11 protein-coding genes are annotated in these 12,511 nt (G+C 73.0%); 5 read left to right on the plus strand and 6 right to left on the minus strand.

Annotated elements, in window-relative coordinates:
• Nucleotides 1-23 precede the first annotated feature (23 nt).
• Nucleotides 24-374, plus strand: a complete 351-nt coding sequence (locus COUCH_RS26095; protein WP_249607844.1) for an STAS domain-containing protein — start codon at nucleotides 24-26, stop codon at nucleotides 372-374.
• Between the two features lie 30 nt (nucleotides 375-404).
• Here the strand turns inward: COUCH_RS26095 and COUCH_RS26100 are convergent, their stop codons facing one another.
• The gene (locus COUCH_RS26100; RefSeq protein WP_249607845.1) at nucleotides 405-632 is read right to left on the minus strand and encodes a hypothetical protein; all 228 of its coding nucleotides are present in this window, start codon (nucleotides 630-632) and stop codon (nucleotides 405-407) included.
• Between the two features lie 564 nt (nucleotides 633-1,196).
• Between COUCH_RS26100 and COUCH_RS26105 the strand changes: the two genes are divergently transcribed.
• Nucleotides 1,197-2,177, plus strand: a complete 981-nt coding sequence (locus COUCH_RS26105; protein WP_249607846.1) for a hypothetical protein — start codon at nucleotides 1,197-1,199, stop codon at nucleotides 2,175-2,177.
• A 92-nt stretch (nucleotides 2,178-2,269) separates the two neighbouring features.
• On the opposite strand, the gene COUCH_RS26110 is transcribed toward COUCH_RS26105, so the two are convergent.
• From COUCH_RS26110 to COUCH_RS26120, 3 genes are all read right to left on the minus strand, one after another.
• Nucleotides 2,270-2,728 carry a DUF4383 domain-containing protein gene (locus tag COUCH_RS26110; protein WP_249607847.1) on the minus strand — a complete coding sequence of 153 codons (459 nt, stop codon included), beginning with the start codon at nucleotides 2,726-2,728 and terminating at the stop codon, nucleotides 2,270-2,272.
• A 68-nt stretch (nucleotides 2,729-2,796) separates the two neighbouring features.
• A complete protein-coding gene (locus tag COUCH_RS26115; RefSeq protein ID WP_249607848.1) occupies nucleotides 2,797-3,873 on the minus strand; it encodes a zinc-dependent alcohol dehydrogenase in 1,077 nt (358 codons plus the stop codon).
• Nucleotides 3,866-4,849, minus strand: a complete 984-nt coding sequence (locus COUCH_RS26120; protein ID WP_249607849.1) for a Gfo/Idh/MocA family protein — start codon at nucleotides 4,847-4,849, stop codon at nucleotides 3,866-3,868. Before COUCH_RS26120 ends, COUCH_RS26115 begins: the two co-directional genes overlap by 8 nt.
• A gap of 184 nt (nucleotides 4,850-5,033) precedes the next feature.
• Here COUCH_RS26120 and COUCH_RS26125 point away from each other — a divergent pair, with 184 nt between their 5' ends.
• Together COUCH_RS26125 and COUCH_RS26130 are read left to right on the plus strand one after the other, a co-directional pair.
• Entirely contained in the window at nucleotides 5,034-6,056 is a 1,023-nt protein-coding gene (locus tag COUCH_RS26125) for a glucosyl-3-phosphoglycerate synthase (protein ID WP_249607850.1), read from the plus strand.
• Nucleotides 6,053-7,189, plus strand: a complete 1,137-nt coding sequence (locus COUCH_RS26130; protein WP_249607851.1) for a glycosyltransferase — start codon at nucleotides 6,053-6,055, stop codon at nucleotides 7,187-7,189. The genes COUCH_RS26125 and COUCH_RS26130 overlap by 4 nt, the downstream gene beginning before the upstream one ends.
• Here the strand turns inward: COUCH_RS26130 and COUCH_RS26135 are convergent.
• Nucleotides 7,141-9,510, minus strand: a complete 2,370-nt coding sequence (locus COUCH_RS26135; RefSeq protein WP_249607852.1) for a putative bifunctional diguanylate cyclase/phosphodiesterase — start codon at nucleotides 9,508-9,510, stop codon at nucleotides 7,141-7,143. The two genes, COUCH_RS26130 and COUCH_RS26135, sit on opposite strands and share 49 nt — an antisense overlap.
• Before the next feature lie 152 nt (nucleotides 9,511-9,662).
• Entirely contained in the window at nucleotides 9,663-10,709 is a 1,047-nt protein-coding gene (locus tag COUCH_RS26140; protein WP_249607853.1) for a polysaccharide deacetylase family protein, read from the minus strand.
• A gap of 238 nt (nucleotides 10,710-10,947) precedes the next feature.
• Between COUCH_RS26140 and COUCH_RS26145 the strand changes: the two genes are divergently transcribed.
• Nucleotides 10,948-12,504, plus strand: coding sequence for a GGDEF domain-containing protein (locus tag COUCH_RS26145; RefSeq protein WP_249607854.1), 1,557 nt, complete (start codon nucleotides 10,948-10,950; stop codon nucleotides 12,502-12,504).
• The last annotated feature ends 7 nt before the right edge of the window (nucleotides 12,505-12,511 follow it).

Below are 12,511 nucleotides of genomic sequence, written 5' to 3' on the forward strand. Positions count from 1 at the left end.
CCCCTGGGGAGGACTGATCGGCCATGCCTTTCGACTGCACGATCGAGCGGGAAGGCGAGACCATGGTCGTCGTACCCGAGGGCGACGTGGACGTGGTGAACGCCGCGGTGCTGCGTCAGGTGCTGCAGCAGGTCGTCGAGCGCCGCGACTGCACACGGCTCGACATCGACATGAGCGCGGTGACGTTCCTGGACTCCTCCGGCCTGGGCATGCTGGTGGCCGCCCAGCGCGCCGCCGCGGCGCAGGGCATCGCGCTGCAGCTGCAAAAGCCGGGCCCGATGGTGCGCATGGTCCTCGAGGTCACCAACCTCGACCGCGTGCTCGCCCCGGACCTCGTCGCGGACGAGACCACGGAGGCCGCCGCCGAGTCGTGAGCCGGCTGAGCGGCGCCCCGCGGTCCGCCGTCAGCGCTCCGGACGGTATTCCGGCGTGTCCCCGGAGACGGCTCCGGGGTCGTAGCCCGCGTGCGGGTCCACGCCGGAGGTCTCGTCGTCGCCCGCGTCGAACGCCGGCGTGGTGTCGTCACCGGTCGGCGTGACGGAGTCCCCGGGCGCGCGCAGCGACGCCTCGTACGCGGTGGAGCCGTCCGGCTCGTCGGTCACATGACGGTCGGTTCGGATGTCATCGGTCATGGCCGGGAGCGTTCCCCCGCCGGCACGCGGTAAACGGAGGGGCCGGGCCGGCCGGCTGCGGGCGCCGCGCCGGACGCATGAGTGCGCCCTTCCGGGGCATCCGAGGCGGGTGTCCACGTCTGTCCGGATCGTGATCGTCGACGACCATCCGAACGTCGTCTGCGGCCTCGAGCGGCTGCTCCCTGAGGTGAACGACGGGCACCGGGCGGTGCCCCGGGCCCGGATCGTGGCGATGTCCGCCGACGACGACCCGGCGTCCGCGGTGGAGGCGCTGCAGGCGGGCGCGGAAGGGTATCTGCCCAGGACCGGCGAGCCGGAACGCCTGCTGCGGCCGTTGCCGGCCATCCTGGACGGTTGGGCCGTGATGCCCGCGGAGCTGCTGGGCTGGGCGCGCGGCGCCCGGGCGGCTTCGGTCGAGCTCGACGAGGGGGAACGGACGCTGCTGCAGCTGATCGCCGCGGTGCCACCACCACCGAGATCGCCGGGCGGCTGCACGTCTCCGAGCGGACGAGTCATGTCAACCAAGGTTGACGCATTCCTCTGGTGTCAACTATGGTTGACACCATGGTGCGGAGAGGAATCACCTACGACGTCGGTACCCGGACCGGGCCCTACCTGTCGCGTCCGACCTTCGATGCGTCACAGACCCGGCATGACCTGACGGTCATCCGGGATGAGCTGCACTGCACCGCCGTCCGGGTGTCGGGCACCAGTCGGAAGAGGCTTCTCGACACGACCGGAATGGCACTCGACCTCGGGCTCGAGGTGTGGTTGTCCCCGCTCCTGCACGACGGCGACCCGGCACAGACGCTGGCCAACATCAGGCAGTGCGCTGCCGCCGCCCAAGCACTGGGAAGCTCCGATCTGGTCTTTCTACTGGGCTGCGAGCTCACGCTGTTCATGCGCGGCATCATGAAAGGCGAGACCGTTGCGGAGCGCCTGCGCCCGCACCGCAGAATGCAGCTGAAATACCTCGGCACCCACAACCGGCCCCTCAACGCCTTCCTCGCCCGGGCCGGCCACGAAGTCCGGCAGGTGTTCACCGGCCCGGTCAGCTACGCATCCGCACCGATCGAGAGCGTCGACTGGAGCCTCTTCGACTTCGTCTGCCTGGACTACTACCGGGTGAATCGCAACCGGCACGACTACGGGGCGCGCCTGCAGCGGCACTTCGCGCACGGCAAACCGGTCATCATCACGGAGGTCGGCTGCTGCACCTACCGCGGCGCCGAGGACAAGGGCGGCATGGGCTGGGACATCATCAGCCCGGACGGCCATGACCGGCTGACCGGCTCCTTCGTCCGCGACGAGACTCTGCAGGCCGGGGAAGTCATCGACATGCTCGAGGTCGTGGAGAAGTCCGGGGTGGAAGGCGCCTTCGTCCACACCTTCGCGGCACCCTCACTTCCGCATCGCGCCGAGCCGGACCGTGACCTCGACATGGCCTCCTACGGGGTGGTCAAGTGCTACGACGACGGCCACTGGGAGCCCAAACAGCTGTTCCAAGCGCTGGCCGAGCACAATGCTGCGACGGGCTCGGCGTAGCCCTCGGCAAGCCGTCCACGGTGGTCGCCTCCCGCACACGGCGAAGGGGCCGCACCAACCGGTACGGTCCCTTCGCGGCGTGCGGGTGACGTCTAGCGGCGAGCGGTGTCGCGGGTGGTGAGGAAGCCGAGGGCGATCATGCCGAGGCCCAGCAGCAGGTGCAGCCAGTCGTCGGCGGGGTTCACCGGGATGAAGTTGGCACCGCTGTTCTGGCCGACCACGAGGCCGTACAGCCAGAGGACGAGGTAGATCGCGCCGCCGCCGATGAGGTAGTTGCGGGCGCCGGGGACCGTACGGGCCAGGACGAACCCGACCGCACCGAACAGCAGGTGGACGAGGTTGTGCAGGATGGACACCTGGAAGACGCCGAGCAGCTTGGCGTCGCTGTGGTGCCCGGCAAAGGTCATGTCGCCGTAGTGGGTCGTGATGCCGGGGATGAAACCCAGGATCCCGACGAGCACGAAGACGGCGGCGACGGCAAGGGCGGCCGTCTGCACGAGGGTGCGCGCGCGGGGGGATGCGACGCCGCCGGCGTGGGATCTGCTGACCATGGTTCCTTCTTTCGTGGGGAGGACAGGCCGGGGATGCCCCACCCGGAACCGCCGCAAACGTCGGTTTCTCAGCAGGCGATGACGGCCTGCAGTTCCTGCCGGCGGCGCAGCGCGAGATCGGTCAGCAGCGCCGGGGCGTCGTCGAACGGGACCACCGCGGAGATCAGGTGCTTGCGGATGGCCTCGCCGCACGCGCGCAGCAGGGTCACGGTCTCGGCGGAGAGCCGCTCCCGGTCCCAGGCCGGCGCGAGGCCGCGGGGCACCCGCCCGATCTGGGCGCAGCGCAGCCCCAGCCCGTTGTGGTGGAACTCCTCCCCCAGCCGTACGGCGTCCGCCCCGCCCTGGTAGAACGCCAGGTCGACGACCGTGCCCTGGGGCCGCAGCAGGCGCAGCGCCAGGTGCAGGGCCGAGCCCTGACCCCGGCACTGGAAGACCACGTCGGCGCCCCGATCGTCGGCGGTGTGCCGCCACGCCGTCTTCAGCACCACCGCGGGGTCGCCGGCCTCCGGGTCGAGCGTCTGCAGGCCCAGGGCGGCGGCGACCTCGCGGCGCTGCGGGGTGGGGTCCAGCACGACGACCGACGCGGCGCCGTGCTCGCGGGCGAACAGCGCGGTCAGCAGCCCGACCACCCCGGCGCCGGTCACCGCGACGCGGCGCCCGGCCACGCCGTCGGCGAGCGAGCGTACGCCGGTGCCGTGCAGGTCCGCGGCGGCGTGCAGCAGCCCGTTGGCGCAGATCGGTCCCATGTGGGCGACGTAGATGCCCAGGATCGGGTCGAGGCCGGCGGGCAGCGCGACGACCCGGTCGCGCAGCGGGTCACCGGTCCAGCCGGTGCGGTGGCCGTACGTCATGGCCACGACCGTGCCCTCGGCGACCGCGGGCGTGCGGCTCTCCTCGACCCGGCCGACCTCCATGTAGCCCAGCCGGGTGATCGGCCACGGCTCGGCCGGCGCCGCCCCGAACAGGCCCAGCGCCGGGTCGTACGTGGCGTGCAGGGCGGGGTTGGTGCCCTTGACGTAGCTCAGTTCGGTGCCGGCGGAGACGCCGCTGAAGAGCGTACGGACGCGGAAGGGACCGGGCTGCACCTCCTCCTCGCGGATCTCCAGCCGGCCCGGCCCGGTCACCACGATGTTCCGGTCAGGCACGGGACGACTCCGGGGAGGACGGCGCGACGGCCCGCCCGGTGGCCGCGGCTTCCGCGACGGCCAGGGCGAGGGCGTGGGTGCGCAGGGCTTCGGCGTACGGGACGCGGATGTCGTCGCTCTCGCCGCGGACGGCCTGGATGAACGCCCGGTCGACGGCCACCCGGGCGGAGTCCGGGTCGCTGTCGACGGTGCGGGTGCCGTCGCCGTCCCGGACGATCAGCCCGGTCTCGCTGACGTCCAGCGCCAGCCCGTCGGCGTAGATCTCCAGGCCGGCGCGCTGCTTCCAGCCGAGCACGCAGGTGGCGGCGAGGCTGCCCACCGCCCCGGAGGCGAAGCGCAGGGTGGCGACCGTGGCGCCGTCCACGTCGGCGCCGTCGACCGGCGGCGGGGTGCCGTTGCCGGCCGCGGTCACCTCGGTGACCTCACCGGCCAGGCAACGGGCGAGGTCGAGGACGTGTGCCGCCTGCTCGACCACCGGGCCGCCGGAGCGGTCGCGGCGCGGCCACCACGCGACCGGCGGCACTTTGTCCAGCCATGCCCCGGTGACGAGGCGTACGGGGCGGTCGGCGAGCAATTTCCGGGCTTCTTCCACGATGGCGAGATATCGCCAATGGTGACCCACCGCAGTCAATACATTTCGGCGTGCAATGAGGGAGGCAATTTCTTGTGCAACGTCCCAGTTGATCGCTATGGGCTTTTCCACGAAAAGCGGGATCCCGGCCTCCACCACGTGGCGTTCCGCAGCGCCGTGAGCAAACGGCGGCACACACACGTACGCCGCGTCCAGCCCCTCGCCGAGCAGCGCCGCCGCGTCGGGCAGAGCCCGGGTGCCGTACTGCCCCGCCAGCGTGGCCGCCGCCTCGGGCACCACGTCGGTCACGCCCACGACCTGCACATCCGGCAGGCCGGAGAGGACCCGCGCGTGCCGCTGCGCGACGCCCCCCGCCCCGATGAGACCCACCCGTGTCGCCGCCATCGGCCCTCCTGCCCGTCGACTGTCCTGACGACCGGGCACTTCTCCGGAGCGCCGGCGGCGAAACGTCTGTCAGCACATTTCCAGGTCTTGGACATGCACACTTAACCAATCCCCAAGATTGGCGCCGATCGCGCAGGGAACAGCCCGATCTCCATTGGTGCACGCGATCTGGGGGGTCTGCCCGATGCGGCATTCGCACGCCACTGAGACACCGACAGCATCACCGATCGTCGAGGCCTGGACGACGTACCGCACCCGCAACGCGGCGGACTGGACGGCCGCGCAGCTCGTCCGCGCGAAGCGGGACACCCGGATCAGCGTCGTGATCCCCGCCCGCGACGAGGAGGCCACGATCGGTGCGATCGTGGGAACCGTCTGCCGGGAGCTCACCGGCCGGGTCCCGCTGGTCGACGAGATCCTGGTCGTCGACTCGCGCTCCGGCGACGCGACCGCCGCCGTGGCCCGCGCCGCCGGCGCCCGGGTGGTCAGCCAGGACGAGGTGACCCGGCGGCTGCCCCGCATGGAGGGCAAGGGCGACGCGCTGTGGGCCGGGCTGGCGGCCAGCTCCGGGGACGTGGTCGCCTTCGTCGACGGCGACCTGCGCGACTTCTCCGCCCGCTTCGTCACCGGCCTGCTCGGGCCGCTGCTCACCGACCCCACGGTCGAGTTCGTCAAGGGCTTCTACCACCGTCCGCTGGTGGGCTCCTCGGGCGTCGAGACCGACGGCGGGGGCCGGGTCACCGAGCTCGGCGCCCGGCCGCTGATCAACCTGTTCTGGCCGGAGCTGTCCGGCGTCGTGCAGCCGCTCGCCGGCGAGTACGCGGGCCGCCGCGCCACCCTCGAGCGCATCCCGTTCGTCTCCGGTTACGGCGTGGAGATCGCCATGCTGATCGACCTGCTGGACCTCGTCGGCCTCGACGCGCTGGCCCAGGTGGACCTCGGCGAGCGGTTCCACCGCCACCAGGGCACCGAGGCGCTGGGCCGGATGTCGGCGCAGATCATGGTGACGGCGTGGTCCCGGCTGCACCGGCGCGGCCTGGTCGCCGGGCCGCTGCCGCCGTCGACGCTGATGACCCAGTTCCGCCGGGGCGGCGACGGGCACCTGCCCCACCTGGACCGCGAGATCGTGGTGAGCGACGTCGGCGTCCAGGAACGCCCGCCGCTGGCCTCGCTGGCGCGCCGGCCGTACGCGGTGGGTGTGGCATGAGGGTCCTGGTCAACGCCGGTCCCTGGCTGCCGGTCCCGCCCCACGGGTACGGCGGCATCGAGAACGTGGTGGCCACGCTCGTCCCCGAGCTGCGCCGGCTCGGTGTCGAGGTGGTGCTCGCCTCGGTGGGCGAGAGCACGCTGCCGGCGGACGAGCGGCTGAGCGTCTTCGGCACCGGGCAGTTCCCGCAGCTGCAGCGGCCGTACAACCAGGTGTGCGGCGTCGTGCCGGCGCACCAGAGCGCGGTCGTGCGCCGCCTCGACGCGGGCGACATCGACCTCGTGCACGACCATGTGGAGGCCGCCGGGCTGGCCACGCTCGCGGCGCTGGGCCCCGGCGCGCCCCCGGGCCTGCACACCCTGCACTGGGACCTCGCCAAGCACCCCGAGCTGTACGGCGGCTTCGACGGCGGTGCCCGCGTACGCGTCAACGGCGTCTCCGCCGACCAGCTCAGTCACGCCCCCGAGGCGCTGCGGGCGCACGCCGTGGGCCACGTGCACCTGGCAACCCCGCTGGCGACCGGCGCGGACCGGCGACCGGCGCGCCCCAAGGACGGGTACGTCGTCGTGCTGGGACGCATCAACCCGGGCAAGGGTCAGGATCTGGCGGCCCGGCTGGCGCACGAGGCGGGGTTCGACCTGGTGCTGGCGGGGCCGGTGGGTCCGTACCACCGCCCGCAGGACCTCGCCGGCGCCGACCCGCAGAACCCGGACGTACGGTTCTGGCGCGAGCGGGTCGCGCCGCACGTGGACGGGCACCGCGTGCGCTGGGCCGGGACGGTGACCGGCGCCGACCGCGACGACCTGGTCGCCGGGGCCCGGGCCGCGCTGTTCCCGCTGCGCTGGAACGAGCCGGGCGGCACCGCGGTCGTGGAGGCCCTCGCGCTCGGCACCCCGGTCGTGGGCATCGCCCGCGGCTGCCTGCCGGAGCTGGTGGAACACGGCCGGACCGGCCTGCTCACCACGCACGAGGAGGAGCTGGGCGACCTGGTCCGGGCGAGCGGCGCGATCGCCGAGGCGGAGTGCCGCGCGGAGGCGGCCCGCCGGTTCACCCCGGCGGTGATGGCGGCGTCCTATCGGGAGCTCTACGAACGCCTGTGCGCCAGAGACTCCCGGCTCGCCGTCACCGGCTGAAGCTCGTCGGCGGCGAACAGGGCGGAGGTACGGTCCGCGGGGGCGGGGCGGCCGTAGTGCCAGCCCTGCCCCTTGTCGCAGCCCAGCGTCTGCAGCACGGCGGCCTGCTCGAGGGTCTCCACGCCCTCGGCGACGGTCGCCAGGCGCAGGTCGTGCGCCAGGCCGACGATCGTGCGGACCAGCGCCACCTGCTCCCCCGCGTCGTCGCCGGCCGGCATGAACGACCGGTCGATCTTCAGGATGTCGATCGGCAGGTCCCGCAGGTACGCCAGCGAGGAGTACCCGGTGCCGAAGTCGTCGACGGCCACCCGGACGCCGTCGCGGCGCAGGTCGGCCAGGTGCGCGATGCTCTGCCGGGCGTGCGGGCCGGCGCCGATCAGCATGCTCTCGGTGATCTCGAGGATCAGCGCGGAGGCGGGCAGGCCGGAGTCTCGCAGCGCCGCGCGGACCTTGGTGGCGAAGTGCGGTTCGGCCAGCTGCCGCGGCGACACGTTGACGGTCACCCCGATGCCGTACCGGTGGTGCCAGGCCGCGGCGTCGCGGCAGGCGGCCCGCAGCACCTGCTCGCCGAGCGGGACGATGAGGCCGCTGTCCTCGGCGGCCGGGATGAAGTCGTCGGGCATGATCGGGGGCGCCCCGGGCGGGCACCAGCGCACGAGCGCCTCGACCGCGGTGAACCGGCCGGTGGTGAGCGAGACGATCGGCTGGTAGTACACCACGATGTCGCCGGTGCCGATCGCGCCGCGCAGCCGCTCGACGGTGGCGATGCGGCGCAGCTGACGCTCGCGCAGGCGCACGTCGTACACCTCGGCGCGGTCGCGGCCGGCCCGCTTGGCGGCGTGCAGCGCCATGTCGGCGTCGCTGAGCACTTCGGCGCTGCCCGACGCCGAGGCCAGGTGCCGGACACCGATGCTGGCCGTGACGTGCAGCCGGTGGCTGCTCACCGCCACCGGGCGGCGCAGCGCGGCGAGCAGGTGCTCGACGGCGCCCGCCGCCGCCGCGTGACCGGCGCCCGGCAGCAGCACGGCGAACTCGTCACCGCCCAGGCGGGCGAGCACGCCGGCCGGGCCGACCGCCTCGGCCAGCCGGCCCGCCACCGCCTGCAGCAGCGCATCGCCGGTCGGGTGGCCGAAGCTGTCGTTGACCTGCTGGAAGCCGTCGAGGTCGATCATCAGCAGGGTGCCGGGGTCGGGCCGGCGCAGCGCCTCGTCGAGGCTGCGCTCCACGTGCAGCCGGTTGGGCAGGCCGGTGAGGGCGTCGTGCAGGGCGAGGTGGCTCATCCGCTGCTGCAGCACCGCCTGCTCGGCCAGCGACTGCTCCAGCTCGGCGGCGCGCCGGTTCACCAGGGCGCTGGTGTGCGACAGCCGGATCACCAGCAGCACCGCGGTCGCGGCCGTGGCGGCCAGCGGCAGCGCGACGTCGGCCAGGTCGAACTCACCGGCCCGCAGGTCGCGCCGGCACGCGTACGCCGTGGCCAGCGGGCCGATCGCCACCAGGGCGGTGTACAGGGCGGTCACCCGCCGCGACGAGCGCACCTCCTGGCCGGGCCGGTCCGCGGTGCGGGCCGCCATCGACGGGTGCAGGGCGGCGGCGCCGAGCAGCAGGTAGAACAGCATCCAGCCGGACACGCTGACGCCGGGTCCCGACCACGCCCCGCCGAAGGACACGGACAGGAAGTAGACGATGTCGGAGGCGACCATCGTGGCCACCGCGAGCAGCATCAGGACGTGCGCGCGGGTGAGCCCGCCCGCGGCCACGGCGAGCCGCACCGCCATGGTCAGGATGAACAGGTCCAGCACCGGGTACGCGACCGCGGTCGAGCCGGACGTCCAGCCGCCGGCGTCGTTGACGAACGGGTCGATCAGGAACACCCAGCCGAGCACGATCGCCGTGCACGCCACCACGCCGGCCTCGACCATGCCGGCCAGGGCCGAGACGCCGCGCGAGGCCACGGCCGCGAGCGCGGCGGCGACCAGCAGGTACATGGCGAAGTAGACCGCGTCGACAACGGTCAGCCCGTCGGGCGAGGACCCGTCGAGGAAGGCGAGCGACCAGGCGGCGCTGCTCGCCGAGCCGCAGATCATCGCGGCGGCCACCAGCCACCACCCGGTCGTGCGGGCGGGGCGGTGCACGGCCAGCCCGGTGAGCACGCCGACGCAGGCCAGCCCGGCGAGCACCGCGTACGCGGCCTCCTGGGCGGCCGGGCCGAGCCACGCACCGGCGATGAGCAGCGGCGTGCCGCCGAGCAGGAACCACCACCAGGCGTCACCGGCGCGGACGGCGTCCAGCAAGCCGCTGCGGGCGCGCTGCAGGATCGTCATGGGGCCGCCTTCTCGCCGGATGGGCATCTGACCGGAGAGATTCATGCTCGGGGCGTACGGGTGCCGCCCGGGAGCAGAAACGGTCAGCCTTCCGGAGCGAAAAACGGCCGGGCGGGGGAATCCCCCGCCCGGCCGCTCGCGACTCGTCGCTGTCAGCCCGCCCGGCAGCTCGCCGCCGGCCAGGTCCAGGTGCCGTTGGCCATGATGGTCACGCCGAAGGTGTTGCCGGCACCGTTCGGCCTGGCGGTGACGGTTCCCGTCGTGCCGCTGACCGAGGCGTTCCAGCTGTTCTGCACGCTCTGGCCGCCGTTCAGGGCCAGCGTGACGGTCCAGGCGTTGCTGCCGCTGACCGCGACGTTGAGGTTGAACCGGTCACCGAACTGCTGGCCGGCGGACAGGGTCGCGGTGCAGGAGCCACCGCCCGTGGGCGGTGGGGTGGTCGGGCCGCTCGGCGGCGGCGTGCTGGTGCCGTCGGGCGCCACGGCCCGGCCGGTCGACGGCGAGATCATCCCGGCGCACAGGCCCCGGCTGTTCAGGCCGGAGACGATCTGCGGGATCGCTGCGATGGTGGTCGCGTACTGGTCGTGCATGAGGATGCTCTGGCCGTTGGTGAGCCGGCCCGCCGCCTGCACGATCTGCGCGGTGCTGGCGCCGTTCCAGTCCTGCGAGTCGACGTCCCAGGTGATGGTGCGCAGGCCGAGCGCCGACGCCGCCGACTGCAGGGTGCCGTTGGTCTCGCCGTACGGCGGCCGGAACAGCACCGGGGTGCCGCCACCACCGTTCTGGATCGCCGACTGGGTCCGCGACAGCTCCGAGGACATCTGGCTCTGGCTGAGGTTGAGCATGTGCGGGTGGGTGTAGCTGTGGTTGCCGATCCACATCCCGGCGGCGCGCTCGGCGGCGACCAGCGACGGGTTGCTCGCCGCGTTCTGCCCGATGTTGAACAGCGTGGCGCGGACGCCCGCCTGGCGCAGCGTGTTGAGCAGGTTGTTGGTGTTGCTGGGGTTGGGCCCGTCGTCGAAGGTCAGGGCGACGTAGCCGTTGCTGCAGTTCGCGGCGGCCGCGGCTGCCGTGGCCGGGCCGCCGGTGGTGGCGGCGACGACTCCGGCGGCGGTCAGCAGGCCGGCCGCGCAGGCGACGAGCGCGGACCAGCCGCGGGAGCGCCGCTGCCCGGTGTCGTCGGCAGCTCTTCTGATCATGACTGCTCACCTTCCGTAGGGGGATCGACGGCCGTCGTTGCGCCCATTCTTGGAGCCGGGCGGCCCGAACGTCAACAGTCAATTTCCGGAACTTTTCAGAGCTGTTAACGCGCACTTTTGCGATCAGCGGGCTCGCCTGCCAGAATCGGTGACGGCATTCGCCGTCCGCAACTATCGGATTCTTCCCGGTACGGCTGCAAACGCTCACGTCCTCTTCCCGGCAACCGACCTATAGCTCGTGGCCTCCGATCACCTGCCCGCCGTGGTCTCCCCGTACGGTCCGTACGCGGGAATGGGCCTGCACGTCCACGACCTGACGATCCGCGGCCACCACGGCGAGACGCTGGTGGCGGCCGACGAGGCGGAGGCCGTGCTGCGGATCCTGGGCGACGAGCGCACCCGCCGGGTCGCCCGCCTCGGCCGCATGTACGCGCTGAGCTCGCTGGGCCGCCTCGACGAGGCGCTGCTGGTCGGCGAGGAGCTGGTCGCCGAGCCGAGCCACCTCACCGGGCCGCGGACCACCGACGCCAAGATCCTGGCGGACACCGGCCGGATGCTCATCCAGGTCGGCCGGGTCGACGACGGGCTGCACCACCTGGCCCGCGCCCTGACGATCCTCGACGCCGTGCCCCGCAAGAGCCTGCGCTACTTCTCGGCGATGGCCTCGCTGGCCGACTCCGCCCGCGCCGCCGACCTGTTCGAGCTCGCCGAGGTGGCGATGCTCAACGCGATCGACGCCTTCGACTCCCCCGACGACCTGTACCGCTCCTCGGCCGAGCTGCAGTACGCCGAACTGCTGCTGGAATGGGCGCTGCGCCTGGAACAGATCGGCTGCCACGAGGAAGCGGCCGTCCTGGTCCACAAGAGCGTCGCGCTGCTGCAGTACTGGACCGGGCGCGCCATCGACTCCCCGCTCGGCGCCGCCCTGCTCGCCGTCGGCCACGCGAAGACCGGCCGGCACGACGAGGCCACGGCCGTCGTGGACCGGATGCTGACCACCGTACGGGCGTCCGGCCGGCACCACGAGGCACGGCTGCTGCACCTCGCCCACGGCCTGAGCCTGCGCGCGGCCGGGGAGCTGCGCGCGGCCCGCCGGGAGTTCCTCGCCGCGCTCGAACTGTGCGTGCTGCCCGCGCAAAGCCTGCTGTTCCAGTACGAGCTGTCCCTGACGGCAACGCTGGAGAGCCCCGGCGAGGCCACCCGTACGGTCCTCGACGCGCTGCACAGCCACATCCGGGTGCTGTGGCGCCTGCGGCTGGACCGGCGCACGATGCTGCAGCAGGCGTACCGGCGGGTCGAGCTGGAGGCGGCGCGCAGCAGCGCGGACCACGCGGCTGCGTCGGACGCGTTGACCGGGCTGGGCAACCGGCGGCTGTTCGACCTGCGCATCGCGGCGGTGGCGGGCTGCGGCACGCTGCTGCTGATCGACGTGGACCGGTTCAAGGACATCAACGACCAGTTCTCACACGGTGTGGGCGACCGGGTGCTCGTGGAGATCGCGGCGGTGCTGCGCGCGCACTGCCGCCACGACGAGGTGGCGATCCGCTTCGGCGGCGACGAGTTCGCGATGTTCCTGGACACCAGCGAGCTCGAGGGCCGCCAGATCGCGGAACGCATCCGGCAGGTGATCCTCGCCCGCGACTGGTCGGCGATCGCACCCGGGCTGCGGGTGACGCTGAGCATGGGCCTGGCGGCGTGCCGGCCCGGCGAGAGCGGCCGCGACCTCTACGACCGCGCCGACGCCCGCCTGTACGCGGCGAAGCGAGCCGGCCGCAACCGGCTCGCCGCCGCCTGATCCTTCC

It is taken from the genome of Couchioplanes caeruleus (assembly GCF_023499255.1).
Lineage (GTDB): Bacteria > Actinomycetota > Actinomycetes > Mycobacteriales > Micromonosporaceae > Actinoplanes > Actinoplanes caeruleus_A.